The organism is Sphingobium sp. AP49 (assembly GCF_000281715.2).
Classification (GTDB): domain Bacteria; phylum Pseudomonadota; class Alphaproteobacteria; order Sphingomonadales; family Sphingomonadaceae; genus Sphingobium.
The window spans coordinates 2,548,422-2,573,223 of record NZ_CP124576.1 but is presented as its reverse complement, the minus strand read 5'-3'; the positions used below and the strand labels follow the sequence as shown (position 1 = coordinate 2,573,223).

Below are 24,802 nucleotides of genomic sequence, written 5' to 3'. Positions count from 1 at the left end.
TGCAGGCGGGCCTGTCCAATTTCCTGTGCATATGCCGGCTCGCACAGCTTGTGCGCGATGCCTGACTGTGGCAGTTCGCCCAGATGCTGACGCTTCCCAATTTGCTGACGCTTTCGCGCATCATCACCGTGCCGTTGCTCGTTGCCCTGCTATGGCCGGGAGAGATGGGCGCGCGCTGGACCACCGGCTATGCACTGGCCTTTGCACTATATTGCCTGATGGGCGTCACCGACTATTTTGACGGCTATCTGGCGCGGGCGCAGGGCGCGGTGTCGAAGCTGGGGGTGTTTCTGGACCCGATCGCGGACAAGATCATGGTCGGCGCGGTGATCCTGATGCTGGCCGCAACGCGCGACATCATGGGAATCCATATCGCGGCCGCGATGATCATCCTGCTGCGCGAGATCGCGGTGTCGGGGCTGCGCGAATTTCTCGCCGGGCTTCAGGTATCGGTCCCGGTATCGCGTCTGGCGAAGTGGAAGACCACTTTCCAGATCGTCGCGCTGGGTGCGCTGATCCTGGCCGGTGCGGTGCCACAATTCCCGTTCGTGCAGAGCGTGGGTATCGTCACCCTGTGGGCAGCCGCCATTTTGACGCTGATCACCGGGTGGGATTATCTGCGCGTCGGCATCAAGCACATGGATTGATCGATATGACGGGATTGACGCTGGTCTATTTCGCATGGGTGCGTGAAGCCATCGGCCTGGACGAGGAGCGTCTTGAGTCCGTGGCGCAGAAGGAGACGGTCGGCGCACTGGTTGCACGGCTGGCGGCCCGTGGTGGGGGCTATGCCGAGGCGCTGGGCGATCCGGCCCGGCTGCGGGCTGCGTTGGACCAGCAATTTGTCGGACTGGATGCATTGATAGGCAGCGCGCGAGAGCTTGCGTTGTTTCCTCCGGTCACCGGCGGGTGAAGCGGATCGCCATCCAGGCGGCGGACTTTGATGTCGGGGCCGAACTGGCGGCGCTGGAGGCGTTGGGCGGTGGCGCTGTGGCAAGCTTTACCGGTATAGTGCGCGCAGAGGGTGACCTGATCGCGCTGGAACTGGAACATTATCCCGCCATGACGCAGATTCAGGTCGAACGCATTGCGGACATGGCGTTGGCACGCTGGCCTCTGCTGGGCCTGTCCATCCTGCATCGCCATGGACGGCTGGTTCCGGGTGAGCGGATCGTCTTTGTCGGCACCACATCCCGCCACCGGGTGGCAGCACTGGAAAGCTGCGCCTTCCTTATCGACTGGCTGAAATCGTGTGCGCCCTTTTGGAAGAAGGCGCATCATGCTGATCGCGCGGGGGAATGGATAGCGCCCCGGTCGGAAGACGATGCCAGGATACGGGACTGGGATCGCTAGACGAGTCAGGCCGCGTTGGCGGTGATCGTCGGATGGTTAGACGCATCGCGCAATATCTCTGCCAGCAGATGGAATTCCTTCTCGCGCGGACTGTTCTTGCGCCAGACAAGCGCGATATCGCGCCAGGCATGATCGGATTGAAGCGGGCGTGCGGTGATGTTGGTATGTTCCAATATGCCGCCGGCCAGCGCCATTTCGGGCAGCATGGTGACTCCAAGGCCATTGTCGACCATCTGGATCAGCGTATGGAGCGAAGTGCCCATCATCGTCGCGCTTGCGCGCAGGTCCGGACGGTTGCAGGCGGCGAGCGCATGGTCCTTCAGGCAATGCCCGTCCTCCAGCAGCAGCAGTTTGTTCTCGTCGATCATCTCCGGCTTGATCCATTCGGGCGGATTGGTCGGATCGTCGCGGGGGAAAGCCACGTAGAGCGGATCCTGGAACAGGATCTCGCTGTCCAGTTCGCCGGTCGGATAGGGCAGGGCCATCAGCACGCAATCGACATTGCCGTGGCGCAGCGAATCAATCGCCGCCTGCGTGGTTTCCTCACGCAAATAGAGCTTCAACTCCGGCCGGTCCGCGCGCAGGCGCGGCAGAAGACGTGGCAACAAAAAGGGGGCGATCGTCGGGATGACGCTCATGCGCAGTTCGCCCGTCAACGGCTTGCCCGATGCTTCGGCGATGGCAGCGAGTTCCTCCGCCTCGCGCAGGACGCGATGCGCCTTTTCCACGATACGGTCGCCCAGTGCCGTGAAGCGGACGACACGGCGGGTCCGTTCGACCAAGGTCACGCCGATCAACGATTCCAGTTCGCGGATGCCCGCCGACAGGGTTGATTGGGTGACATAACAACTGTCGGCGGCCTTACCGAAATGGCCATGTTCCTTCAGCGCAACGAGATATTGCAGCTGTTTGAGCGTGGGCATGTAATTCGACATTGATCGGATTCCTGAATTAGAAATCCAGATATAAGCGTTTTATCCGATATATCCAAGCCATTTGGCAACGCCGAAGGCGGACGTCAGGGTGAGGATGATGCCGACCGCCACGAACAGGACCTTAGGTGCCACATGGCGGGCCAGCATGGCGCCGAAGGGGGCGGCAACCACGCCGCCAATGAGTAGGCCGATAGTGTAGGTGGTGAAGGTTTCCCAGCCGAGGTGGAACAGGAAGGTCAGGCTGATCGACAGGGTCAGGATGAATTCGACGCTGTTGACTGTGCCGATGGTGTGCCGCGGACTCGATCCCTGGATCAGCAGGTTGGAGGTCACGACCGGCCCCCAGCCCCCGCCGCCCGAAGCATCCATGAAGCCGCCGACCAGGCCAAGCGGGGCCACCCATTTCGGGCTCTTGCTGTGCGGCGGGAAATGGAAACCGCGCCAGATAAGATAGACACCGATCCCGGCAAGATAGAATTGGACGAAGGGTTTGATGATCGCGCCGTCGATATTGGAGAGCAGATAGGCACCGGCCACGCCACCAATCACCCCGGGGATGACGAGGCGGGCGAACAGGCCCCAGTCGACATTGCGATGGAGAATATGGCTGATGGCCGAGACACCTGTGGTGAAGGTTTCCGCCGCGTGCACGCTGGCCGATGCGCGGCTGGGCGGCACGCCCATGGCGAGCAGCAGGGTACTGGAGATCACGCCATAGGCCATGCCCAGCGCACCGTCGATAATCTGCGCGCCGAAGCCGATGAGGATGAAGGGCAAGATTTCATCGAAATGGGCGATGAGAGTGTCGATCATCCACAAACCTTTGCTTGAATTGTCTACTGCAATGATTGGAATATATCGCGCTGCCAAGCAAGTTTCTGTTTTGCTGAATGAAGGCGAAATACCGCGCTCTCTGGAAAAATCGCCGCTTTATCTCTATGTTGTGATCAACAGGGAAAAAGGGGCACGTCGATTGGGCGGGCCTGTTCAGGGACGTTTCGATGCTGCGTAACCTCATCGCCTATCTGGATTCGGTCAAGTCACGCGACCCTGCGCCGCGGTCGCGCGCGGAAATCCTGCTTTATCCAGGCGTCTGGTCGCTGGCCTTTCATCGGGTGGCGCATCGGCTCTATCGGGCACGCTTCTACTTCATGGCGCGTGCGATCAATCACCTTTCGCGCTTCCTGACCGGCAACGACATTCATCCCGGGGCACAGATCGGCCGGCGTTTCTTTATCGACCATGGCTTTACCGTGATCGGCGAAACGGCGGTGATCGGTGATGATGTGACGCTCTATCAGAATGTGACGCTGGGCGGCACGGATCCGGCCAACGGCATTGCCGGCAAGCGGCATCCGACGCTGGCGAACGGCGTGATCGTCGGGTCCGGCGCGCAGGTGCTGGGACCGATCCATGTCGGCGCGCGCGCGCGCGTCGGCGCCAATGCTGTGGTGACCAAGGACGTGGCCGAGGGCGCGACGATGGTCGGCATCCCGGCCCGCGCCATGCTGGTCGACGTTACCGCCTATCAGCGCGACTTCCTGCCCTATGGCACGCCATGCTCGGACTGTTTCGATCCGGAAAAGCAGAAATTGGAAATGCTCCAGTGCGAAATCGAGCAGTTGCAGAAGCGATTGGCCGAATTGCTCGCGGAAAAGCAGAAGCCCGCGTTGCCGGCGGATGACCTGGCCATGTTCAAGGAGCGCGGCCGGGCCTGATGTCCAATGTGACGCCGTTCCCCACACCCAATGGCCAGCAGCAGGGCCAGGTCGGGTTCGACAGGCTGGAATTGCAGCGGATCATGGATTTATACGGGCGCATGGTGGCCGCCGGTCACTGGCGCGACTATGCCATGGATATGGGGCGTGAGGCGGCGATCTTCTCCGCCTTTCGCCGATCGGCCGAGCGGCCCGAATATCGCATCGAGAAACGGCCGGCCTTGCGCAACCGTCAGGGCATGTGGGCGCTGGTAGGTGAGGCGGGCCATGTCCTCAAGCGCGGGCAGGAATTGCAGGGCGTGCTGGCCCCGGTCGAACGCAAGCTGATGCGCATCGTCGAGGAATAGGGACCGTCCCGGCGCACGAGCCGGAACGGAGCCTTCCCATCAATTGCCTTCGTCGAGCAGGCGGCGGGCGATAACCTGGGCCTGAATTTCGCCGGCGCCCTCGAAAATGTTGAGGATGCGCGCGTCGGCCAGCAGGCGGCTGACCTGATATTCGGTGGCGAAGCCGTTGCCGCCATGGATCTGCAGCGCATTGTCGGCCGCAGCCCAGGCGACCCGCGCGCCGATCAGCTTGGCCATGCCGGCTTCCAGATCGCAGCGTTGGTCCTCATCCTTGCGCCGGGCGGCGAAATAGGTGAGCTGGCGCCCGCCCATGATCTCCGCCGCCATCATCGCCAGCTTGTTGGCGACGCGGGGGAAGTCGAAGATCGGCCGGCCGAACTGCTTGCGGTCGAGCGCATAGGAAAGGCCGATGTCGAGCGCCGCCTGGGCGACGCCGATGGCGCGGGCGGCGGTCTGGATACGGGCGCTCTCGAAGGTCGCCATCAACTGCTTGAAGCCTTGACCCTCGACCCCGCCGAGCAGATTAGCAGCCGGCACGCGGAAATCGTCGAAGCCGATCTCATATTCCTTCATGCCGCGATAGCCGATCACCTCGATCTCGCCGCCGCTCATGCCCGGCGTGGGGAAGGGGGCGTCGACCGTGCCGCGCTGCTTGGGCGCGATCAGCATGGACAGGCCGCTATAATTGCGGGTGTCGGGATCGGTGCGGACCAGCAGGGTCATCACGTCGGCGCGGGCGGCATGGGTGATCCAGGTCTTGTTGCCGCTGACCCGATATTCGCCATCGGCAAGCGTCGCGCGGGTGCGCAGCGCGCCAAGATCGGAGCCGGTGTCAGGCTCTGTGAAGACGGCGGTCGGCAGGATCGCGGCATTGGCGATCTGCGGCAGCCAATGGGCCTTCTGCTCGGGGGTGCCGCCGGTCAGGATCAGTTCTGCGGCGATTTCCGACCGGGTGGCGAGACTGCCGACGCCGATCCAGCCGCGGGACAATTCTTCCGACACGACGCACATCGCGGTCTTGCCCATGCCAAGGCCGCCAAATTCCTCGGGAATGGTCATGCCGAACACGCCCATCTCGCCCAGTTCCTGGACCAGCGGCAGCGGGATGAGTTCGTCCTTGAGATGCCATTCATGGGCGAAGGGGGCGACCTTCTCGTTCGACAAAGCGAAGAACTGATCGCGCACCATGTCGAACATTTCGTCGAGGCCGCAATTTTCCAGCGTCGCCCGGCCCCGCGCATCGGCCAGATGACCGGCAATCGCGCTCTTCACCGCTTGGCCACCGCCGCTGCGAATGAGGGTGCGCAGGGCCGGGGCGTCGAGCGCGGACAGATCGTCGGTCAGGTCGGTAGGGCGGATCACCTCGCCCTGGTTCATCGGGATGCCGCTCAGCATCTGCGCGCCATATTCGGCGAAGAGCAACTGGGCGAGCAGCGCCTCTATCTCGCCAAAGCTGCCCTGCGCGTCGAGACTGGCCGCCCAACTGGCGACTTCGCGCAGCATTTCGGCATAGGCGGCGAACCAGCCAAAGCCGTGGACGACATGCTGCTCGACATCGGCGAGGACGCGATCGACCTTGCCGCTTTCGCTGCATATCCGCGCCTTCACATGCGGGCGGGCGGCGGCGACGAAGGCGTGCGCGGCATCGGCTGCGCCGGACAGCAGCGCCGGCAGATCGGGCAGGACCAGGATATTCTTGTCCATCTCCATGGTCGCGCTCATCCTTCCCCCGCCTGCTTCTTGTTGGCCGATGCCATCGCCTTGGCATCCAGCCCGCCGACCAGATTGCCGGTCATCAGCTGATTATGGGCATGGGCGAGATGGTGCATGTGGAACACGCTGTCCATCACCTGCCGCTTGCCGCGCGCATCCTCGACGAAGTTGAACGCCTGCTTGGTCAGGGCCAGGCCGAACCGTTCATGCTGGGCGATTTCGGCGGCGATCTTGGCCACTTCCTCGCGCAGCGTCTCGCGCGGGAAAATTTCGTTCACCATGCCGAAATTATAGGCGCGCTGGGCCGGCATGCGGCGGCCGAGCAGCAGCAGTTCGCGCGCGACGCGTGTCGGCAGTTCGAAGGCATGGGCGAAATATTCGACCCCCGGCTGGGCCATGCGCTGCACCGGATCCTGGAAGAAGGCATCTTCTGATGCGATGATGAGGTCGCAGACCCAAGCCAGCATCAGCCCGCCGGCGATGCAGGCGCCCTGCACCATGGCGATCATCGGCTTGGGGATGTCGGCCCAGCGTCGGCACAGGCCCAGATAGCCGTCCTGTTCCAGCACATATTGGCGTTCCGCGCCGCCCTTGTTCAGGTGGTCCCACCACATGCTGGTGCGCGTGCGCGGCATGTGGCTGTCCTTGTCCGGGGTGCCGATGTCATGGCCGGCGGAGAAATGCTTGCCCTCGCCACCGAGCACGATCACCTTGACCCCGTCATCCTCGACCGCGCGCTTGAAGGCATCGTCAAGCTGGCCGAGCAGCCGGTAATTCTGGGCATTGCCATATTGGGGGCGGTTCAGCATCACCCAGGCGACGCCGTCCACCACATTGTAGGTCACGAATTCGGGCTGCGCTTCTTCGGACATCGTCCTTCTCCCTCAGCGCGGCGGCATGCGCAGGCCACCGTCGAGCCGCACATATTCGCCGTTCCAATAGTCATTCTCGATCATCGCCAGCGCCATCGCGGCAAACTCCTCGGGCTTGCCGAAACGCTTGGGGAAGGGGACGGTGGCCGACAGCGCATCGCGCACCTTGTCGCTGGCCCGCGCCATCAGCGGCGTGTCGAAAATGCCGGGCAGGATCGCGTTGACGCGGATGCCTTCGCCCATCAGGTCGCGCGCCATCGGCAGGGTCAGGCTGACGATGCCGCCCTTCGACGCGGAATAGGCCGCCTGGCCGATCTGGCCGTCGACCGCCGCCGCGCTGGAGGTGTTGATGATGACGCCGCGCGCCTTGTCCTCCAGCGGATCGAGGCTCAGCATGCCGGCGGCCGACTTGGCGCAGCAGCGGAAGGTGCCGATCAGGTTGATCTGGATGATCCGTTCGAACTGGTCGGTCGGGAAGGCCTTGATCTCGCCGGTCTCGCGGTCGCGGCTGGCAGTCTTGATGACATTGCCGGTGCCCGCGCAATTGACCAGGATACGCTCCTGGCCATGGGCGGCGCGCGCCTTGGCAAAGCCGGCATCGACCGAGGCCTCGTCGGTGACATCGACCTTGCAGAAGGTGCCGCCGATGTCCGCTGCGACCTTCGTCCCGGTTTCCTCGTTGAAGTCGAACAGCGCGACCTTGGCGCCCTGCGCCGCGATGGCGCGGGCCGTCGCCTCACCCAGACCCGATGCCCCGCCGGTGACGATGGCGGCCACTCCCTGGTCGATTTTCATGCCTGTGTCCTCTCCTTCACGGGGCGTTGAGCGATCGCGCCGTCGTTCGTCAGCGCGTCGAGCGCGCCGTCGTCGAGGCCGAGCCATTCCCCCAATATTTCGCGGCTATGTTCGCCCACGCGTGGCGGGCAGTGACGATAATCGGCTGGTGTCGCCGACAGCTTGCCGGGATAGGCGACGGTCGGGATCTCGACCCCATCCTCTTCCCGGCGATAGCGATGGACGGTCTGGCGGGCGTCGATGAACGGATCCTCGAACACGTCCTGGATGCTGTTGACCGGACCGGCGGGGACGCCCGCAGCGACGAAGCGCGCCATCAGGTCGTCGCGGGCGAAGGGGCGGACGATCTCCTGCACCTTCGCCTCGATCGCGTCGCGGTTGATGAGGCGCTGGGCGCTGGTGGCGTAGAGCGGATCGGTGCCCAGTTCCGCATGGCCCATTTCCGTGCAGAAGGCGCGGAACTGGCGATCATTGCCGATCGCGATGATCATCATGCCGTCGGCGACCTCGAACGTCTTGTAGGGGACGACGGTGGGATGGCGATTGCCCAGGCGCCCCGGCACGATGCCGCCGACCAGCCAGTTCATCCCCTGATTGGCGAGCATGGCGATCTGGGTATCGAGCAGCGACACGTCGATCTGCTGGCCCTCGCCCGTGCGTTCGGCATGGCGCAGGGCGGCGAGGATGGAGACGGTGGCGAACATGCCGGTCGACAGGTCTGCCATGGCGACGCCGGCGCGCAGCGGGCCGCCATCTTCTTCGCCGGTGATGCTCATGAATCCGCCCATGCCCTGGGCGACGAAATCATAGCCGCCCCGGTCGGCATAGGGGCCGGTCTGGCCGAAGCCGGTGATCGAGCAATAGATGAGGCGCGAGTTGATCGCCTTCAGGCTGGCATAGTCGAGGCCATATTTGCTGAGCCCCCCGACCTTGAAATTCTCGACCAATATGTCGGCTTCCGCCGCCAGCCGGCGGATCAACTCTGCGCCCTGCGGCGTCGCCAGATTGATCGCGGCGGAGCGCTTGTTGCGGTTGCAGGAGAGATAATAGGCGCTGGTGCCGATTTCCGGCTTGCCGTCGGCGCCGGTCAGGAAGGGCGGCCCCCAGGCGCGGGTATCGTCGCCATGGCCGGGCAGTTCGATCTTGATGACGTCGGCACCGAAGTCCGCGAGTATCTGGGTCGACCATGGCCCCGCAAGCACGCGCGACAGGTCGAGAACCTTGATCCCTTCTAGAGCGCGGCCGCTCATCGGCTGCCCACCTTGTCCGTCATGACCGCTGTCATCGCCATCCGCTCCTGTCCCCGCCTATCTGCTGCATCGGTTGATGATTCTGATAGCGGGTGCAGGAATGGAGGGCAAGAATTATTGCACTATAGGATACTTTTCAGGTCATTTCTTGGTGGCGCCGGCGAGATAGGCGAGCAGGTTGGCGCGATCGGCCGGGTTGGGCAGGCCGGCAAAGACCATGCGGCTGCCCGGGACGGCAGTGCTGGGCTTGGCGAGGAAGCCGTCAAGCGACTTGGCGTCCCAGCGGATCTTGGCCTTCTGCATCGCCGGGGAGTAAGTGAAGCCGGGGACGGTGCCCGACGTGCGCCCGAATACGCCCGAGAGCGAAGGGCCGAGCTTCTTCACGCCCGGATCGACCGAATGACAGACGGCGCAGCGGGCGAAGACCGCCTTGCCCTTGGTCGCATCGCCCGCCTGGGCCAGCGCCGGGCCGGTGGCAGCGACCGCCATAGCGAACATCATCACCCGCGAAACATGCTTCATCGACATCCCGATTCCTCTTTCCTTCTTCTCTGGCTAAATTCTATACCAGTGTGCATAAATATGCCAATAGCCGTCTGAGTCTGAACGGCGGTTTAAGCGGGAAGGATGCGGAAATGGCCGATGGCGAACCCATGGCGAACCATCGGTTCGGGCCGGGCGGCATGGCGCTGGCCTTGCTGGTGAACATCATGTTCGCGCTCAACGTGATCGCGATGAAGGTGGTGGTGGACGCGACCGCGCCGCTATTGTCGGTGGCGCTGCGGATGGGGACGGTCTTCCTGATCTGTGCGCCGGCGCTGCGTCCGCTGCCGGGCCGGACCGGCTGGCTGATGCTCTATGGTTTCCTCAATGGCGGGCTGTTCCTGCTGCTGCTGAACCTGGCCCTGTTCATGGCGACCAATGTCGGGGCGCTGGCGATCGCCGGGCAACTCAGCGTACCCTTCTCGCTGCTGCTGGGCGCGCTGCTGCTGGGCGAAAGGCTCAACTGGCGCAAGATTGTCGGCGTGCTGCTGGCCTTTGCCGGGGTCGTGGCGCTGGTGTTCGACCCGCATATCCTGGCGGAGGTGCCTGCCGTGCTGGTCATGGCCTGCGCGGCGATGGTGTGGGGCGGCGCGACCTTGGTGCAGCGCAAGCTGACCGGGGTGAGCGTGATGAACGGCCAGGCGTGGAACGGCCTGATGGGCGCGGCGGTGCTGGCGCCCTTTGCGCTGATCTTCGAGCGGCCGGCGATTGCCGGGCTGGCCCATGTCGGCTGGGCGCCGACCGGCTGGTTCGCCTTTTCCTGCCTGGGCGCAACGGTGCTGGGGCAGGGAACGCTGGCCTGGCTGCTGCAACGCTATCCGATCTCGACCATCATGCCGCTGATGCTGGCGTCGCCAGTGATGTCGACGGTCTTTGCCTCGCTCTATTTCGGCACGCCGATCACCATCGGCATGATTGCGGGTGGGACGGTGGCGCTGCTGGGCGTGACGATCATCGCCTTCTCGCCCGATCGCAGGCCGGTCGACTGAGCGCAAAAAAAAATGGGCCGGCGTCGCATGCCTCGACGCCGGCCCAGGGGGGCTTTTGAAGAGCGGTGGTCAGACCGCCCGTTCGAAGATGGCGGCCAGGCCCTGACCACCACCGATACACATGGTTTCCAGGCCATAGCGACCGTCGCGCCGCTGCAGCTCGCGCAGCAGATTGGCGAGGATGCGTCCGCCGGTCGCGCCGATCGGATGGCCGAGCGAAATGCCCGATCCGTTGACGTTGAGCTTGTCGCGATCGTCCCAGTTCCAGCCCTTGAGGCAGGCCAGAACCTGCGGCGCAAAGGCTTCGTTGAGTTCCACCAGATCGATGTCGTTCCAGCCAAGGCCATTGCGGGCGAACAGCTTTTCGACCGCCGGCACCGGACCGATTCCCATGCGCGAGGGATCGCAGCCCGCCGCCGCCCAGCTGTGCAGCCAGGCCATGGGTTCCAGGCCCAGTTCCTCCAGCTTGTCTTCCGCGACCACCAGGCAGGCGGCGGCGGCGTCATTCTGCTGGCTGGCATTGCCGGCGGTGACCACGCCGTCCTTCTCGATCGGCTTCAGGAGCGCAAGCGATTCCGGCGTGGCGTCGGCACGAATGCCCTCATCCATGGCGAAGATCAGCGGATCGCCCTTGCGCTGGGGCACGGCGACCGGGACCAGTTCGTCGTCGAACTTGCCGGCGGCCCAGGCGGCTGTGGCGCGCCGATGGCTCATCGCGGCATATTCGTCGCAGGCCTCGCGGCTGATGTCATAATCCTTGGCGAGATTGTTCGCCGTCTCGATCATGCCGCTGATGATGCCATAGCGGGCGATCGGCTGCGACATGATGCGGCCGCGGGTCAGGCGGTCATGGAACTGGGTCGATCCGGAGCGGGCGCCCCAGCGATGGTCCATCGAATAATATTCGACATTGGACATGCTCTCGACCCCGCCGGCGACGACGATGTCGGCGGCGCCGGTCTGGATCCGCATGGCCGCGTCGATCACCGCCTGAAGTCCCGAACCGCAGCGCCGGTCGAGCTGAACGCCGGGGATGCTCTCGGGCAGGCCGGCGGCCAGCGCCGACCAGCGGCCGATGCAGGGCGCCTCGCCATTGCCATAGCCCTGGGAGAAGACGACATCGTCGATCCGTTCGGGATCGATCTTGGTGCGCTCCATCAGCGCCTTGATGATGACCGCGCCCAGATCGCCGGCGCTGAAGGATTTCAGAGAACCGCCATATTTGCCGACGGCGGTGCGAATGGGGGCGACAATGGCGGCTCTGCGCATGCGATGTCCTTTGCGAATGGGGAGGGTCAGGCGGCTGCTTCGGCCTGGCGGATCATCTGCTTGGCGATGATGGTCTGCTGAATCTGGCTGGTGCCCTCATAGATGCGCAGCAGCCGGACATCGCGATAGAAGCGCTCGACCTTATACTCGGCCATATAGCCGGCGCCGCCATAGATCTGGACGGCGCGATCGGCGATCCGGCCGACGGCTTCGGACGCGTAATATTTGAGCGCAGCGCATTCCAGGCTGACCGGCTCGCCGGCGTCGAACTTGGCGGCGACCGACTGCATCAGCGCCTCGGTCGTCAGCATGTCGACCTTCATGTCGGCGAGCATCGCCTGGACCAGTTGGAAATCGGCGATGCGCTGGCCGAACTGCTTGCGTTCCATCGCATATTGCAGGGCCATGTCGATCAGCCGCTGGCACTGGCCGAGTGCGACTGCGGCGATGTGGATGCGGCCGCGATCCAGCACCTTCATCGCGGTCCTGAAACCGCGACCGGGCACGCCGCCGATGATGTTGGCGGCCGGCACGACGACGTCATCCAGGATCACGTCAGTGGTGATCGACCCTTTCTGCCCCATTTTCTTGTCGGGCTTGCCGAAGCTGATGCCGGGGGTGCCGGCGGGCAGGATGAAAGCGGAAATGCCGGCCGCGCCCTTCACGTCCGGTTCGGTCCGGGCCATCAGGGTGAAGACGCTGGCGCGCGGCGCGTTGGTGATGAAGCGCTTGGTGCCGGTGATGCGGTAAGTATCGCCGTCGCGGATGGCGACGGTGCGCAGCGAACCGGCGTCGGACCCGGCCTCCGGCTCGGTCAGGCCGAAGCTGGCGATCGCTTCACCGGTGGCGAATTTGGGCAGCCATTCGCGCTTCTGTTCTTCGGTCCCATCCATGACGATGCCCTGGCTGCCGATGCCGACGGTAGTGCCGATGACGGAGCGGAAGACGATGGACGCGCGGGTGATCTCGCGGATGATCGCCGCTTCCTCCGCCATGGTGCAGCCGATGCCGCCAAACTCTTCCGGCACCGACAGGCCGAACAGGCCCATGTCGCGCATCTGCTGGATGATGGTTTCGGGAACGGCATCCGCTTCCTCCACGGCGTCCTCGGCCGGGATCAGCTTTTCGCTGACGAAGCGGCGGACGGTGGTGCGGAACAGGTCGAACGTCTCGGCGTCCATGAAAAATCTCCTCTCAATATCCGATGTCGGCGACCATCGCGTCGCTGCCGTCGCAGCGGATCGCACGGCAGCGGCCGGCTTCATCCTCGCGCAGCAATACCGGCTGGTCGGCAAAGACCGGCGCGACCGCGCGGAAGGCGAAGCGGGTCGGGCTGCGGCCGCCGCGCCGGGCGTGACCGAACAATCTGGCAGCGGTGAAGGGGCCGTGGATCACCAGGCCGGGATAGCCCTCCTCGCCGGTCGCATAGGGCAGGTCATAATGGATGCGATGGCTGTTGAAGGTGACGGCCGAAAAACGGAAGAGGTCGACGCTGCTGGGCGCCCAGTTCACATCATCGGGCGCGGCGTCAAAGGCGGCGGGGACGATCGCGGGCGTCGGCGCGCCGGTGTCGCGATAGACGATGGTCTGCACCTCGCTCACCCGTTCGCGATCGGCCTGGACGATACTGTGGCCGACCTTCACGAGGACAAGCTCGCCGCTGCGGCCGCTCTTGTGGGCGATGTCGAGCACGGTCGAGGTGCGGGTCGCTTCCCAGTCGAGCATCAGCGGGGCATGAAACTGCATCTCGGCGGCGGCGAACATGCGGCGCGGCAGGCTGATCGGCGGCAGGAAACCGCCGCGTTTGGGATGTCCGTCCGGGCCGATCTGGTCGGCGGCGGCCACCGGCAGGAAAAAGGCCCAATGGGCCAGCGAGGGCTGGACCGCCTCGACATCGAGCGGCTCGCCAATGGCGGCGGCGAAGCGGCGCAGCGCTTCCCGGTCGAGCATTTCGGTCCGGCTCTCCGTCCTGCCGACCCATGTCTGCCAATGGGCAATATCGGATGGGGAAAGGGTCATGCGACCAGTCCTTCGTCATGGAGGCGGCCGATCGCGCCGCTGTCGAGCCCCAGCAGCTCGCTCAATATCTGGTCGCTATGCTCGCCAAGGCGCGGGGCCGTGCCAACGGCGCCGCGGGCCTCGCCAGCCAGCGTGCCGGCCGGGCCGGATGTGGGGTAGGTGAGGCCGCTGGGATGGGCGATCGTCTCGAACAGCGGATTGGCGGTGAACAGCCGTTCGTCCTGCGTCACGGCCTGATGCAGCGACTGATATTCGCCCCAGGTGACGCCGCCCGCGTCGAAAGCGGGCTTCAAGGCATCGCTACTGCGTGCGGCGAAGGCGGCTTCGAACAGCGGGAAGAGGTGGGCGCGGTGGGTGAAGCGGGCGCCTTCATTCCTGGCGAAGTTGGCACCCGTTTCGCCCTCGATCGCGGCGATCGCTTCGCCAAGGTCCAGCGTCTTGAGAAGACCGGTCCATTGGCGCGGGGTGATGGCAACGACGATCAGCCTCTTGCCGTCGGCGGTCAGGAAATCCCGGCCGAAGGCGCCGAACAGGTCATTGCCCATGCGCGGCCGGTCGCCAGCTGACAGCACTTCGGCGACGGAGCCGAGATGCGACAGGGTTGAGGCTGCGAGGTCTGACAGGGGCACGCGGATTTCCGCGCCCTGGCCGGTCGCGCGCCGGCGCAGCAGGGCGGACGTCATGGCAAAGGCGGCATAGGCGCCGCCCAGCAAATCCCAGGCCGGCAGGACATGGTTGACCGGACGGTCATCGTCGGCCGGGCCGGTCATCATCGGCACGCCGGCGGCGGCGTTGATGGTATAATCGACCGCCGGCGATCCATCGGCCCAGCCCATCACCCGGACGCTGATGATATCGGCGCGGCGCGCGACCAGCGCGTCATGGCTGAGGAAGCCCTTGACCGGATAGTTGGTGAGGAACAGGCCGGCATTGTCGCCCGGCGCGGTGGCGATGGCGACCGCCAGTTCGCGTCCTTCGGGACGGCCAAGGTCGATCGCGATCGATTTCTTGCCCTTGTTGAGGCCCTCCCAATAGAGGCTGGCCCCGGAGGGGGCGACCGGCCAGCGGCGATAGTCCGGGCCGCCACCGATGGCGTCGAAACGGATCACCTCCGCCCCCATCTGTGCCAGGTGCAGGCCGCAGGACGGCCCGGCGATGAAGGCGGCACCTTCGACCACGCGCAGGCCCTTGAGCATGTCGTACATGGATATTCCCCCTAGCCCAGTCTGACCATGGTGCGGCCGATATTGGCGCCCGAGAACAGGCCCCAGAAGGCGTCGAGCGCCTTGTCGATGCCGTCATAGACGGTTTCGGCCGAGGCCATCTGGCCGGCCTGGTTCCAGGCGGTCATGCGTTCCAGCATCTCCGCCTCCAGATCCATATGGTCGAGCGCGATATAGCCCTGCATGCGGATGCGCTTGGTCATCAACATGGTGAGGTTGCGCGGCACGGTCGGCGCGTCGGTGACATTATATTGCGAGATCATGCCGCAGATGGCGAAGCGCGCGAAATCATTGGCGAGCGACAGAGCGGCCTGCAGATGATCGCCGCCGACATTGTCGAAATAGACGTCGATGCCGCTGGCGCCGATCGCCTTGACTTCGCGGGCGAGGGCCTTGGTGAGGTTCGGCTCCGCCTTGTAGTCGATCGCGGCGTCGACCTTCAGCACATCGCGCAGGAAGGCGGTCTTGTCCGGGCCGCCGGCCGATCCGATCACCTTGCACCCCATGTTGCGGGCGATCTGGCAGGCGATCGATCCGACCGCGCCGGACGCTGCCGACACGAAGACGGTGTCGCCCGGCTGCAATTCGGCAATGCGGATGAGGCCGGCATAGGCGGTGAGGCCGGTCATGCCGGCGAAGCAGAGATAGGCCTGGGGCGGCAGTGCCTGGCGATCGCGATGCTGGAGCGCGGCGCCGGGGGCGTTGAACGCTTCACGCCAGCCAAGCCGGGAAAAGACCAGATCGCCAGGCGAGAAGGCCGGATCGTTGGAGGTGATGACTTCACCGATCGCCGGCCCTTCCATCGCCGCGTCGAGGGCAAAGGGCGGGACATAGCTTTTGGCGTCGCTCATCCGCCCGCGCATTGCCGGATCGACCGCCATCCAGAGATTGCGGACCTGGACCTCGCCGGGGCCGGGCGGCGAAAGAGCCTGCTCGACGGTGGCGAAATCCTCCGCCACGGGGGCGCCGACCGGGCGGCGTTTCAGCTGTATTTCGCGCGATGGCATGGTCATCGGCCCCTCAATAGCCATTGAGCCGCGCCCAGCGCTCGCGATGCCAGGCGGTGCTGCCATGGCATTGCTCGGCGACGCGGGCGCGCTTCAGGTAAAGGCCGGCATCATGTTCATGGGTCATGCCGATGCCGCCATGCAGTTGGACCATCTGCGAGGAGATGCGGTGCAGCGTCTCGCCGGCCGTCGCCTTGGCAAGCGAGGCGAGGGCGGGGAGGGCAGGATCATCGGCATCGATCGCCGCCAGCGCGGTTTCGACCGCCGATCGCGTCAGCTGCAATTCGCCGAACAGTTCGGCCGCGCGATGCTGCAGCGCCTGGAAGGAGCCGATGATCGCGCCGAACTGGACGCGGGTCTTGAGATAATCGAGCGTGATGTCGAACGCCTGGGTCGCGCTGCCCAGCATTTCGGCCGCCATGCCGATCGCGGCCCGGTCGCGGATCGCGTCGATCAGGTCGGCGGCCTTGCCGACTTCGCCGAGCACATCGTTGACAGCGACATTGACAGCCTCAAGCCGATAGAGAGCCGGGCGACGAGCGTCGATCTGGTCGAGTGCCTGCCGCTCCAGCCCGGCGCTGTCGGTCGGCACCAGGAACAGGGTCAGGCCGTCCCGATCGCCCGGCGCGCCGCTGGTGCGCGCGGCGACGATGGCGAGGTGGGCGATCATGCCGTCCTGTACCGGGCGCTTGGTGCCGGACAGCTTCCAGCCATCGTGCGAGGCTGTGGCGGCAAGTGCGGTGCGCTCGGGGGCATGATGCGGCCCTTCGTCGAGCGCCAGCGTGCCGATCAGCGATCCGTCGGCGATGCCCGGCAGCCAGCGGCCCTGTTGCTCTTGCGTGCCGGCGAGGCGCAGCGCAGACGCAGCGACCAGCGCGGAGCTGATGAGCGGCGAGGCGGCCAGGGTGCGGCCCAGTTCCTCGATCACCAGGCCAAGGCTGAGATAGCCGAAATCGGCCCCACCATGGGCTTCCGGCACGATGATGCCGCACCAGCCCATCTGCGCCATTTCGGCCCAGGCATCGGCATCATAGCCGTCCGATCCGCAGCGGCCGCCGCCGCCATGATCGTACAGGCCGCGCAGCGCGGTCACGGGCAGGCGGTCGCGCACCCATTGTGACGCCATGTCCTTCAGCATTGTCTGTTCGTCGTTCAGCACCGCCACGGCGCGTCCTCCCGCATCCTGTCTTTTTTCTCTTCCTTGCCCATGCTCAGCCCGGCAGGCCGAGCGTGTGCTTGGCGGTGATATTATTCTGCACCTCGTAGCTGCCGCCGTAGATAGAGAAGGCCTTGCTATGCAGCCAGGCGCGCGTCGCCTCCTTCTCGGCAGCGGTGTAGGGATCGCCGGCCCAACCCAGGCCATCGGCCCCCATCACCTCGATCAGCAGTTCCGCTCGTTCCTGGATGATGCCGGACCACAAATTCTTGAGTGCGGACACGCCATGGCTGGGGCCGCCATTCTTGGCCTCTGCGGCGAGCCGGCGTACGGTCGCCATATAGGCTTCGTGCCGCATCGCATTGCGCACCAGCCGGGCGCGCAGGTCCGGGCTGTCGATCCGCCCGAGCGCGTCGGTGCCCAGATAGTCATGAGCGAGCGGGGCGAGGGGGGTGATGTCGGCCTTCACCTCCGACAGGCTGTTGCGCTCGAACTGCAGCAGCCGCTTGGCGATGGTCCAGCCCTGGTTGACCTCACCCACCAGATTGCCTTTGGGCACCTTCACATCGTTGAAGAAGACCTCGCAGAAATGGGTCGATCCGCTGATCAGGACGATCGGCCGCGCCTCGATCCCTTCGGATTGCATGTCGACCAGCAGGAAGCTGATGCCGCCCTGCTTGCGTTCGGTGTCGGTGCGGACGAGGACGAAGCACCAGTCGGCCTGGTCGGCGCCCGACGTCCAGATCTTCTGCCCGCTGACCAGCCAGTGGTCGCCCATGTCGATGCATTTGGTCTGGAGGGCGGCCAGGTCCGATCCCGCGCCGGGTTCGGAAAAGCCCTGGCACCAGCGCCGTTCATGGCTGGCGATGAAGGGCAGATGTTCCAGCTTCTGTGCTTCGTCGCCATATTCCAGCAGGGTGGGGCCAAGCATCATCGTGCCATAGCTGCGGATCGGGTTGAAACCGCCGATCGCCGCCAGTTCTTCGCCGATGATCTTGCCATGCGCTTCGGTGAGGCCGGCGCCGCCATAGCGCGGCGCCCAGGTGGGAACGCCCCAGCCCTTGTCGGTCATGCGCTGGCGCCAGAGCTGATAATCGTCATTGGCGGCGGCGGCATGGGCGTCGCCCTGGAAGAGGAGGCCGGGCACATTGGTCAGCGCCGGCGGAAAATTCGCCTTCAGCCAGGCGCGCGCCTCCTGCCGGAATTCTTCTCTATCGATGGGCTCCATTTCCGCCATCCACTCACATCCCTGTTCTGCTCGAAAGGCGAGCGCGCCGGTCCGGTGTTACCCGTCGGGCTGCTCGCGGCTTTCGGATGGCCGCTTGCGATCCATGACCGATTCCTTAGGTCAATATTGCACAGGTGGCTAGTTATATTTTGCACTCAAGGATAATTTTCATCCGCAACAGAAATCGCGAATTTTGCGCAATATGGCGGAAAAGCGCGGAAATGCGGTGGCGCTCATGGCGCGCGCGCAGGAAAATATCGTAACGACGATTGCCCGATTGACAGCCGGTCGCCTGTTCATAAACTATACCATAATGCAAAATTGATAAGGCCGGTCCGTCTTGGCGCGAGAACTGGCTACTGCTGCAGGAGAGCGTAGTATGGAAACCATGGCCGCCCGTCCGATCCCGGCGCATGTGCCGCCCGACATGATCGGCAATTTCAGCCTGTTCAGTTCGCCGGGGCTGGAACCGACCCCCAATGGCGATCCGCAGGCGGCGAGCGCAGTGGTGCATGATGGGCCGCGTATCTTCTATTCGCCGGTCAACACCCGCGACGGCAAGGGCACCTGGGTCATCACCCGCGCGCAGGATCAGCGGCGGGTGTTGCAGGATCCCGAAACCTTCTCCAGCCATCGCAGCATCTTTGCTTCGGCACTGGGCGAAAGCTGGCCGATGATCCCGCTGGAACTGGACCCGCCCGAACATGGCAAGTTCCGTTCGTTGCTCAACCCGCTGCTGTCGCCCAAGCGGGTGATGGCGCTAGAAACGGCGGTGCGCGAAAGGGCAAGCGTGCTGATCGACCGGATCGCCGCGTCGGGCACCAGTTGCGACGTGATGACCGATTTTGCCTTCCCCTTCGCGGTCAACATCTTCCTGCGCTTCCTGGGCCTGTCGGACGATCGGCTCGATGAGTTTGTCGGCTGGGCCAACGACCTGCTGCATGGCGACAATGTGAAGCGGCCGGCGGCGGCGCGCACCATTGTCGCCTTCATCGACGAATTGTCGGCTGATCGGCGCCGGCAGCCGGTCGATGATTTCATGTCCTTCCTGGTGCAATCGCGGATCGATGATCGCCCACTTACTAGCCAGGAGATCAGGGGCACCGGCGTGCTGCTGTTCATCGCCGGGCTGGACACGGTGGCGGCGGCGATCGGATTCGATCTCAACTATCTGGCGCGGCATCAGGCGGACCAGCAATGGCTGCGCGATGATCCAAAGCGGATCGTGCTGGCGGCGGAGGAATTGCTGCGCGCCTATCCGACGGTGCAGATGATCCGGGTGGCGACCAAGGACGTGGACTTTGAGGGCGCGCCGATCCGCAAGGGCGACTATGTGTCCTGCGCGACGATGATCGCCAATCGCGATCCGCTGGAATTTGCCGATCCTGCGCGCATCGACCTCGCCCGCGAGGATAATCGCCACACCGCCTTTGCCTATGGTCCGCATCGTTGCCTGGGGTCGCATCTGGCGCGGCGCGAGATCGTCGTGGGGCTGGAGGAATGGCTGAAACGCATCCCGACCTTCCGCATCAAGTCCGGCACCGCGCCGGTCACCTATGGCGGCCATGTGTTCGGGATCGAAAACCTCATCCTCGACTGGTCGCAGGAGGATGCGGCATGAAGATCATCGTGCATCGCGAGAAATGTCAGGGCCATGCCCGCTGCTGGGCGATGGCGCCCGATATCTTCGAGCTGGATGATGAGGGCTATATCATGCCCGGCGACATCGATGTGCCGGAAGAACAGGAAAGGCTGGCCTGGATGGGCGCCAAATCCTGCCCCGAACGCGCGCTCGACATCCAGAAATGAGAGGCTCCCTGCTGGCCCTTGGCGGCCTTGTCGCGCTGGCATCCAGCCCGGCGATGGCGGCGGAGCTGCGCCCCGACCAGATCGCCTTTCGCGATATCTATCGCGAACTGGTGGAGACCGATACCAGCGCGCCGACCGGCAGTTGCACCGTCGCGGCGGGCCGGATGCTCGATCGGCTGCACAAGGCAGGGTTCGGGCCGGATCGCGCCGAGGTCTTCGTGCCGCAGGGGCATGAGAGGGATGGCGGCCTGATCGCCCGGATCGAGGGCAGCGATCCGCGCGCGGCGCCGATGCTGCTGGTCGATCATATCGATGTGGTCGCCGCCCGGCGCGAGGATTGGCCGCGTGATCCGTTCCGCCTGACCGAGGAGAAGGGCTATTTCATCGGGCGCGGGGTGATCGACGACAAGGCATTGTCCGCGATCTGGATCGACAGCCTGATCCGGATGCAGGCGGCGGGCTTCCGTCCCCAGCGATCGATCAAGGTGGCGCTGACCTGCGGTGAGGAAAGCGGCGACGCGGTGAACGGCGTCGACTGGTTGCTGCGCAACCGGCGCGATGCGGTGCAGGCGGGCTTTGCCCTGAACGAGGGCGGCTATGGCATCAGCGACAAGGATGGCCGGCCGATCGCCCTCTATCTGGCGGTCGGCGAGAAATATGCGCAGAGCTTCACGATCGAGGCGCGCAACAGCGGCGGCCATAGCAGCCGGCCGCGCCCCGACAATGCGATCTATGACCTGGCCGATGCACTGGCGGCGGTGCGGCGGCTGTCATTCCCGATCCAGCTTAACCCCACCAATCGCGGCTATTTCACCCGCATGGGGCCGATCGTCGGCGGCGCGATGGGGCAGGCGATGGAGCGGCTGGGGCAGGGGCAGGATGACGCCGCGACGGTCGCCACGGTGACGGGCGACGTCACCTATAATGCGATGCTGCGCACCACCTGTGTCGCGACGCAGGTGGAGGCGGGCCACGCCGAAAATGCACTGCCGCAGCGGGCGCAGGCGACGATCCAGTGCCGCCTGTTTCCCGGCGACAGGGTGGAGGCTGTCGAGGCGCGGCTACGCGCGGCGCTGCCGCCCGGGATTGCCCTGACGCGCAAGGGCGACAAGGGCGCGCCGGCCGTGCCGCCGCCGCTCGATCCCCGGATCATGGGGCCGGCCGAAAAGCTGGCGCAGCGGCATTTCCCCGGTATTCCGGTGGTGCCCAACCTGCTGACCGCCGGCACCGATGGCCGCTATCTCAGCGCTGCGGGCATCCCGACCTATGGCGTGCCGGGCATCTTCCTCGATCCCGACGGCAATGGCGCCCATGGCGTGGACGAGCGCATCCGGGTGAAGAGCGTCTATGACGGGCGCGATTATCTCTATGCGCTGATCCGCGCCTATGCCGAGGGGCGCTGACCGGCCCCTCGGTTAGCGCCGCTCAGGTGCGGATCCACACGCCCTTGGTCTGGAGATAGGCGTCGATATGCTCGGCGCCACCTTCGCGGCCATAGCCGCTCATCTTGTAGCCGCCGAACGGGACCGACGGGTCCATGGCGAAATAATGGTTCACCCAGATGGAGCCGGCGCGGATACGCTTGACCGCCGTCATGGCCTTGCCGATGTCGCGGGTCCACACGCCGCCGGCGAGGCCGAAGCGGGTGGCGTTGGCACGGCCGATCACCTCGTCCAGGCTGTCGAAGGGCAGGATGCAGGATACCGGGCCGAAAATCTCCTCGCGCGCGATCCGCATCTCGTCGGTTACATCGGCGAAGATGGTCGGCGCGACCCAATGGCCCTGGTCGAGCGCGCCGCCGGTGACGCGATGGCCACCGGTGACGAGCCGGGCGCCCTCCTGCGGGCCAAGATCGAGATAGGAGGAGACGCGGGCGAACTGCTTGGCCGACACCAGCGGGCCGATCACGGTTTCGGGGTCGAGGCTGGGACCGATCTTGAGATTGGCGGCGAAGGCGGCGATGCGCTGCACCATTTCCTCATAGACCGGCCGTTCGACGAACAGGCGTGTGCCGGCGGCGCAGACCTGGCCCGAATTGTTGAACACGCCCATCGCGGCGGCCGGGGTGGCGGCGTCGAGATCGGCGTCGGCAAAGATGATGTTGGGTGATTTGCCGCCCAGTTCCATCGTCACCTTCTTCACCGATCCGGCCGAGGCGGCGATGATCCGCTGGCCGGTCTCGCACGAGCCGGTGAACGCGATCTTGTCGACGTCGGGATGGGCGGCAAGGGCAGCGCCGGTCTCGCCCGCGCCGGTGACGACATTGACGACGCCGGGCGGCACGCCGGCCTCCAGGCAGAGCTGGGCAAAGCGCAGCGGACTGAGCGAGGCATCCTCGGCTGGCTTCAGCACGATGGTGCAGCCGGTGGCGAGTACAGGGGCGACCTTCCACGCGGCGCTGAACAGCGGTCCATTCCAGGGGATGATCGCGCCGACGACGCCGACCGGCTCCTTCAATGTGTAGGAGAGAAGGTCGACCGGGAAGCTGTTGGACAAAGTCTCGCCATGGATGGCGGTGGCGGCGCCGGCGAAATGGCGCAGCGATCGCTGCAGCATGCCGCGCAGCCCCATGGCGGCGGTGATCGGCCGGCCCATCTCGATCACGTCGAGCAGGGCGAGATCCTGAAACTCCGCATCGACCAGGTCGGCGAGGCGCAGCAGCACCGCCTGGCGATCGGCCGGCTTGAAGCGGCTCCATGGCCCTTCAAAGGCGGCGCGAGCGGCGCGCACGGCGCGGTCGACATCCTCGGCGCTGGCCAGCGCTAGCTGTGCGACCAGTTCGCCGGTCGACGCGCTGAAGCTCTGGAAGCTCTTGCCCGACAGGGCGTCGACATGCTGGCCGTCGATCAGCAACTGCTTGGGCTTGCCGTCGAGGAAGGCGGGGCGGCGGGTTTCGATCATCTTTATGTCCTTTGGGAAGAGGCCGGTCAGACCGGCTCGCCTTCATGGGCGCGGCGCATCGAAGCGCGGCCCAGGGCGAAGAGGATGGCTGCGGGCAACAGCACGCAGAAGACGCTGGTGATGAGCGAGAGGCCCACCTTCATCTCGTCGCCCCACAATTTGTCGGTGACGAGGCCGATGAAGGCCGGACCGCCGGCCATCGCGATCAGGCCGGAGGCGAGCACATAGAGCGCCGAGACGCGGCCGCGCAGATAGGCCGGGGTGACGACCTGCACGGTGGCCGGCCCCATGCTGGCGGTCGAGAGGATCAGCGCCATGAAGCACCAGTAGCAGACGACCGTCGCCCAGGGGCTGGCGACCAGGAAGGCGGCGATGCCGAAGGGCGCGGCGGCCAGCACGGTCATCAGACACCAGACAAGATGCGCGTCCTTGCGGCCCCGGCGATAAAGGCGATCGACGGTCCAGCCATGGAGCGGGATCAGCGCGGCGGCGGCGATCTGGGCGATGCCGATCACGGGGCCGATCTGCGCCGGCTGCCAGCCATGGATGCGGGCGAGATAGACGGGGGTCCAGAGCTGGAAACCGATGGTGGCGGCATAGGCGAGGCCGAAACCGACAAAGGCGGCGGTGTAGAGCGGCTTGTGCCGGCGGATATAGGCCCAGGCTTCGCCATAGCCCGCGCCGCTGCTGCTGGCAGCCTTGCGCCGGGGCGGCTCGCGGAACAGGAAGACGAGGAAGGCGAGCAGGATGCCGGGCGCGCCGGTCATGATGAACACCTGCTGCCAGGGCTGGAGCGTGCCGAAGAGCGGCCAGGTGGCGGGGCCGGCCTTCATCGCCGCACCGACGATGGGGCCGCCCAGCAGGAAGACGATGCCCGCGCCCATGACGCCGCCCATGATGAAGACCGACATGGCGAGCGAGACGCGGTGCGGCGGGAAACTGTCGCCGACGACCGAATAGCTGCCGGTGCCAAAACCCGACTCGCCCGCGCCGACGCCGGCCCGCGCCATGGCAAGGCCGATGAAGCTGCCGGCCAGACCGCAGGAGGCCGCCGCGATGCTCCAGACCGTGACCGAGAGATAGAGGACGACGCGGCGGCTGTAGCGGTCGAGCGCCATGCCGAGCGGAATGGCGCAGAGGCAGAAGAGGACGGCGAAGGCCGGCCCCTGGAGCAGGCTGATCTGGAGGTCGGACAGGCCCAGATCCTGTTTGATCGGGCCGACCATCAGCGCCATGATGTTCCGGTCGGTCAGCGACAGGATATAGAGCAGGAACAGGATCGCGACCGTCAGCCAGCCCATGGCGGGGCTGGGATAGTCGGCAACGATCGGGGCAGGGGGCGGCGACGGCTGACTGTCGATCGCCGGCGATGATGACAACGAAGATGACAGGGGCAGGGCGGTTTCGCTCATGACCGAAACGCCTTTATTGCGACCGATTCTCTGGGGCCTACGCTCGACAACGACCTTCTCCATCCTGATCGCCGTGCCTGGTCTGCGGATCGGCACGATCTGTTGCCGGCCATAACGCACATTTTTGCACCATAGGTCAATATATGAACGGGGGCAGTTCTGCTGTTTTGACGGTGGCTCCTATAAGAAAGCCGGATTTTCGTCGCGGCAACGGGCAGATTCTTCTCGGATCAAACATTTACCTCTGGTGCAATTTTAGTTGA

At 65.2% G+C, this 24,802-nt stretch carries 26 protein-coding genes; 10 read left to right on the top strand and 16 right to left on the bottom strand.

Going from position 1 to position 24,802, the window contains the following annotated elements; all coding sequences use genetic code 11:
• Window positions 1-83 precede the first annotated feature (83 nt).
• From pgsA to PMI04_RS12345, 3 genes are read left to right on the top strand one after another with little or no spacing between them, the layout of a single operon-like run.
• Complete coding sequence (gene pgsA, locus PMI04_RS12355) at window positions 84-647, top strand: CDP-diacylglycerol--glycerol-3-phosphate 3-phosphatidyltransferase (RefSeq protein WP_007707256.1); 564 nt, start codon at window positions 84-86, stop codon at window positions 645-647.
• A gap of 5 nt (window positions 648-652) precedes the next feature.
• Window positions 653-913 (top strand): molybdopterin converting factor subunit 1, encoded by a 261-nt coding sequence (gene moaD, locus PMI04_RS12350; RefSeq protein ID WP_007707251.1) that lies wholly within the window; start codon window positions 653-655, stop codon window positions 911-913.
• Complete coding sequence (locus tag PMI04_RS12345; protein WP_007707249.1) at window positions 910-1,353, top strand: molybdenum cofactor biosynthesis protein MoaE; 444 nt, start codon at window positions 910-912, stop codon at window positions 1,351-1,353. Before moaD ends, PMI04_RS12345 begins: the two co-directional genes overlap by 4 nt.
• Before the next feature lie 5 nt (window positions 1,354-1,358).
• Here the strand turns inward: PMI04_RS12345 and PMI04_RS12340 are convergent, their stop codons facing one another.
• Window positions 1,359-2,288, bottom strand: a complete 930-nt coding sequence (locus PMI04_RS12340; protein WP_007707246.1) for a hydrogen peroxide-inducible genes activator — start codon at window positions 2,286-2,288, stop codon at window positions 1,359-1,361.
• 39 nt (window positions 2,289-2,327) lie between these two features.
• A complete protein-coding gene (locus PMI04_RS12335; RefSeq protein WP_007707241.1) occupies window positions 2,328-3,101 on the bottom strand; it encodes a sulfite exporter TauE/SafE family protein in 774 nt (257 codons plus the stop codon).
• Between PMI04_RS12335 and PMI04_RS12330 the strand changes: the two genes are divergently transcribed.
• From PMI04_RS12330 to PMI04_RS12320, 3 genes are read left to right on the top strand one after another with little or no spacing between them, the layout of a single operon-like run.
• Window positions 3,091-3,300 carry a hypothetical protein gene (locus PMI04_RS12330; RefSeq protein WP_157178094.1) on the top strand — a complete coding sequence of 70 codons (210 nt, stop codon included), beginning with the start codon at window positions 3,091-3,093 and terminating at the stop codon, window positions 3,298-3,300. The two genes, PMI04_RS12335 and PMI04_RS12330, sit on opposite strands and share 11 nt — an antisense overlap.
• Window positions 3,290-4,006, top strand: a complete 717-nt coding sequence (gene epsC, locus PMI04_RS12325) for a serine O-acetyltransferase EpsC (RefSeq protein WP_007707237.1) — start codon at window positions 3,290-3,292, stop codon at window positions 4,004-4,006. Before PMI04_RS12330 ends, epsC begins: the two co-directional genes overlap by 11 nt.
• A complete protein-coding gene (locus tag PMI04_RS12320) occupies window positions 4,006-4,353 on the top strand; it encodes a DUF2794 domain-containing protein (protein ID WP_007707233.1) in 348 nt (115 codons plus the stop codon). The genes epsC and PMI04_RS12320 overlap by 1 nt, the downstream gene beginning before the upstream one ends.
• Window positions 4,354-4,392: 39 nt before the next feature.
• On the opposite strand, the gene PMI04_RS12315 is transcribed toward PMI04_RS12320, so the two are convergent.
• The 5 genes from PMI04_RS12315 to PMI04_RS12295 all read right to left on the bottom strand — a co-directional run bounded on the left by PMI04_RS12315 (window position 4,393) and on the right by PMI04_RS12295 (window position 9,511).
• Window positions 4,393-6,075 (bottom strand): acyl-CoA dehydrogenase family protein, encoded by a 1,683-nt coding sequence (locus PMI04_RS12315; protein WP_007707230.1) that lies wholly within the window; start codon window positions 6,073-6,075, stop codon window positions 4,393-4,395.
• The gene (locus PMI04_RS12310) at window positions 6,072-6,938 is read right to left on the bottom strand and encodes an enoyl-CoA hydratase (RefSeq protein ID WP_007707227.1); all 867 of its coding nucleotides are present in this window, start codon (window positions 6,936-6,938) and stop codon (window positions 6,072-6,074) included. The genes PMI04_RS12315 and PMI04_RS12310 overlap by 4 nt, the downstream gene beginning before the upstream one ends.
• Window positions 6,939-6,950: 12 nt before the next feature.
• On the bottom strand, window positions 6,951-7,733 hold the full coding sequence (locus PMI04_RS12305; RefSeq protein ID WP_004212325.1) for an SDR family NAD(P)-dependent oxidoreductase: 783 nt from the start codon (window positions 7,731-7,733) through the stop codon (window positions 6,951-6,953).
• A complete protein-coding gene (locus PMI04_RS12300; RefSeq protein ID WP_007707222.1) occupies window positions 7,730-8,983 on the bottom strand; it encodes a CaiB/BaiF CoA-transferase family protein in 1,254 nt (417 codons plus the stop codon). The genes PMI04_RS12305 and PMI04_RS12300 overlap by 4 nt, the downstream gene beginning before the upstream one ends.
• A 141-nt stretch (window positions 8,984-9,124) precedes the next feature.
• Window positions 9,125-9,511, bottom strand: a complete 387-nt coding sequence (locus PMI04_RS12295) for a cytochrome c family protein (RefSeq protein ID WP_007707218.1) — start codon at window positions 9,509-9,511, stop codon at window positions 9,125-9,127.
• A 107-nt stretch (window positions 9,512-9,618) separates the two neighbouring features.
• Here PMI04_RS12295 and PMI04_RS12290 point away from each other — a divergent pair, with 107 nt between their 5' ends.
• Entirely contained in the window at window positions 9,619-10,515 is an 897-nt protein-coding gene (locus tag PMI04_RS12290) for a DMT family transporter (protein WP_007707215.1), read from the top strand.
• 69 nt (window positions 10,516-10,584) lie between these two features.
• Here PMI04_RS12290 and PMI04_RS12285 read toward each other — a convergent pair whose 3' ends face one another.
• The 7 genes from PMI04_RS12285 to PMI04_RS12255 are packed head-to-tail and all read right to left on the bottom strand — an operon-like array spanning window position 10,585 to window position 18,426.
• Window positions 10,585-11,784, bottom strand: coding sequence for an acetyl-CoA C-acetyltransferase (locus tag PMI04_RS12285; protein ID WP_007707211.1), 1,200 nt, complete (start codon window positions 11,782-11,784; stop codon window positions 10,585-10,587).
• A gap of 26 nt (window positions 11,785-11,810) precedes the next feature.
• Window positions 11,811-12,965 carry an acyl-CoA dehydrogenase family protein gene (locus tag PMI04_RS12280; RefSeq protein WP_007707207.1) on the bottom strand — a complete coding sequence of 385 codons (1,155 nt, stop codon included), beginning with the start codon at window positions 12,963-12,965 and terminating at the stop codon, window positions 11,811-11,813.
• A 13-nt stretch (window positions 12,966-12,978) separates the two neighbouring features.
• A complete protein-coding gene (locus PMI04_RS12275; protein WP_007707203.1) occupies window positions 12,979-13,803 on the bottom strand; it encodes a MaoC family dehydratase N-terminal domain-containing protein in 825 nt (274 codons plus the stop codon).
• Complete coding sequence (locus tag PMI04_RS12270; protein WP_007707200.1) at window positions 13,800-15,008, bottom strand: CoA transferase; 1,209 nt, start codon at window positions 15,006-15,008, stop codon at window positions 13,800-13,802. Before PMI04_RS12270 ends, PMI04_RS12275 begins: the two co-directional genes overlap by 4 nt.
• Before the next feature lie 11 nt (window positions 15,009-15,019).
• Window positions 15,020-16,039, bottom strand: a complete 1,020-nt coding sequence (locus PMI04_RS12265) for an NADP-dependent oxidoreductase (protein ID WP_007707197.1) — start codon at window positions 16,037-16,039, stop codon at window positions 15,020-15,022.
• 7 nt (window positions 16,040-16,046) lie between these two features.
• Window positions 16,047-17,198, bottom strand: a complete 1,152-nt coding sequence (locus PMI04_RS12260; protein WP_007707194.1) for an acyl-CoA dehydrogenase family protein — start codon at window positions 17,196-17,198, stop codon at window positions 16,047-16,049.
• Window positions 17,199-17,244: 46 nt separating this feature from the next.
• A complete protein-coding gene (locus tag PMI04_RS12255; protein WP_007707191.1) occupies window positions 17,245-18,426 on the bottom strand; it encodes an acyl-CoA dehydrogenase family protein in 1,182 nt (393 codons plus the stop codon).
• A gap of 370 nt (window positions 18,427-18,796) precedes the next feature.
• On the opposite strand from PMI04_RS12255, the gene PMI04_RS12250 reads away from it, so the two are divergent.
• The 3 genes from PMI04_RS12250 to PMI04_RS12240 are packed head-to-tail and all read left to right on the top strand — an operon-like array spanning window position 18,797 to window position 21,629.
• The gene (locus PMI04_RS12250; RefSeq protein WP_007707187.1) at window positions 18,797-20,038 is read left to right on the top strand and encodes a cytochrome P450; all 1,242 of its coding nucleotides are present in this window, start codon (window positions 18,797-18,799) and stop codon (window positions 20,036-20,038) included.
• Entirely contained in the window at window positions 20,035-20,226 is a 192-nt protein-coding gene (locus tag PMI04_RS12245; protein WP_004212347.1) for a ferredoxin, read from the top strand. Before PMI04_RS12250 ends, PMI04_RS12245 begins: the two co-directional genes overlap by 4 nt.
• A complete protein-coding gene (locus PMI04_RS12240) occupies window positions 20,223-21,629 on the top strand; it encodes a M20/M25/M40 family metallo-hydrolase (protein ID WP_007707181.1) in 1,407 nt (468 codons plus the stop codon). The genes PMI04_RS12245 and PMI04_RS12240 overlap by 4 nt, the downstream gene beginning before the upstream one ends.
• Window positions 21,630-21,651: 22 nt before the next feature.
• On the opposite strand, the gene PMI04_RS12235 is transcribed toward PMI04_RS12240, so the two are convergent.
• Together PMI04_RS12235 and PMI04_RS12230 are read right to left on the bottom strand one after the other, a co-directional pair.
• The gene (locus PMI04_RS12235) at window positions 21,652-23,127 is read right to left on the bottom strand and encodes an aldehyde dehydrogenase family protein (protein WP_007707178.1); all 1,476 of its coding nucleotides are present in this window, start codon (window positions 23,125-23,127) and stop codon (window positions 21,652-21,654) included.
• Between the two features lie 26 nt (window positions 23,128-23,153).
• Entirely contained in the window at window positions 23,154-24,539 is a 1,386-nt protein-coding gene (locus tag PMI04_RS12230; protein WP_007707174.1) for an MFS transporter, read from the bottom strand.
• Window positions 24,540-24,802 lie beyond the last annotated feature (263 nt).

What these genes read in the sequence shown, in the direction of transcription:
- pgsA (WP_007707256.1), top strand. Translation starts at nt 84, where the DNA reads ATGCTGACGCTTCCCAATTTGCTGACGCTTTCGCGCATCATCACCGTG.
- moaD (WP_007707251.1), top strand. Translation starts at nt 653, where the DNA reads ATGACGGGATTGACGCTGGTCTATTTCGCATGGGTGCGTGAAGCCATC.
- PMI04_RS12340 (WP_007707246.1), bottom strand. Translation starts at nt 2,288, where the DNA reads ATGTCGAATTACATGCCCACGCTCAAACAGCTGCAATATCTCGTTGCG.
- PMI04_RS12335 (WP_007707241.1), bottom strand. Translation starts at nt 3,101, where the DNA reads ATGATCGACACTCTCATCGCCCATTTCGATGAAATCTTGCCCTTCATC.
- epsC (WP_007707237.1), top strand. Translation starts at nt 3,290, where the DNA reads ATGCTGCGTAACCTCATCGCCTATCTGGATTCGGTCAAGTCACGCGAC.
- PMI04_RS12320 (WP_007707233.1), top strand. Translation starts at nt 4,006, where the DNA reads ATGTCCAATGTGACGCCGTTCCCCACACCCAATGGCCAGCAGCAGGGC.
- PMI04_RS12315 (WP_007707230.1), bottom strand. Translation starts at nt 6,075, where the DNA reads ATGAGCGCGACCATGGAGATGGACAAGAATATCCTGGTCCTGCCCGAT.
- PMI04_RS12310 (WP_007707227.1), bottom strand. Translation starts at nt 6,938, where the DNA reads ATGTCCGAAGAAGCGCAGCCCGAATTCGTGACCTACAATGTGGTGGAC.
- PMI04_RS12305 (WP_004212325.1), bottom strand. Translation starts at nt 7,733, where the DNA reads ATGAAAATCGACCAGGGAGTGGCCGCCATCGTCACCGGCGGGGCATCG.
- PMI04_RS12300 (WP_007707222.1), bottom strand. Translation starts at nt 8,983, where the DNA reads ATGAGCGGCCGCGCTCTAGAAGGGATCAAGGTTCTCGACCTGTCGCGC.
- PMI04_RS12295 (WP_007707218.1), bottom strand. Translation starts at nt 9,511, where the DNA reads ATGTCGATGAAGCATGTTTCGCGGGTGATGATGTTCGCTATGGCGGTC.
- PMI04_RS12290 (WP_007707215.1), top strand. Translation starts at nt 9,619, where the DNA reads ATGGCCGATGGCGAACCCATGGCGAACCATCGGTTCGGGCCGGGCGGC.
- PMI04_RS12285 (WP_007707211.1), bottom strand. Translation starts at nt 11,784, where the DNA reads ATGCGCAGAGCCGCCATTGTCGCCCCCATTCGCACCGCCGTCGGCAAA.
- PMI04_RS12280 (WP_007707207.1), bottom strand. Translation starts at nt 12,965, where the DNA reads ATGGACGCCGAGACGTTCGACCTGTTCCGCACCACCGTCCGCCGCTTC.
- PMI04_RS12275 (WP_007707203.1), bottom strand. Translation starts at nt 13,803, where the DNA reads ATGACCCTTTCCCCATCCGATATTGCCCATTGGCAGACATGGGTCGGC.
- PMI04_RS12270 (WP_007707200.1), bottom strand. Translation starts at nt 15,008, where the DNA reads ATGTACGACATGCTCAAGGGCCTGCGCGTGGTCGAAGGTGCCGCCTTC.
- PMI04_RS12265 (WP_007707197.1), bottom strand. Translation starts at nt 16,039, where the DNA reads ATGACCATGCCATCGCGCGAAATACAGCTGAAACGCCGCCCGGTCGGC.
- PMI04_RS12255 (WP_007707191.1), bottom strand. Translation starts at nt 18,426, where the DNA reads ATGGCGGAAATGGAGCCCATCGATAGAGAAGAATTCCGGCAGGAGGCG.
- PMI04_RS12250 (WP_007707187.1), top strand. Translation starts at nt 18,797, where the DNA reads ATGGAAACCATGGCCGCCCGTCCGATCCCGGCGCATGTGCCGCCCGAC.
- PMI04_RS12245 (WP_004212347.1), top strand. Translation starts at nt 20,035, where the DNA reads ATGAAGATCATCGTGCATCGCGAGAAATGTCAGGGCCATGCCCGCTGC.
- PMI04_RS12240 (WP_007707181.1), top strand. Translation starts at nt 20,223, where the DNA reads ATGAGAGGCTCCCTGCTGGCCCTTGGCGGCCTTGTCGCGCTGGCATCC.
- PMI04_RS12235 (WP_007707178.1), bottom strand. Translation starts at nt 23,127, where the DNA reads ATGATCGAAACCCGCCGCCCCGCCTTCCTCGACGGCAAGCCCAAGCAG.
- PMI04_RS12230 (WP_007707174.1), bottom strand. Translation starts at nt 24,539, where the DNA reads ATGAGCGAAACCGCCCTGCCCCTGTCATCTTCGTTGTCATCATCGCCG.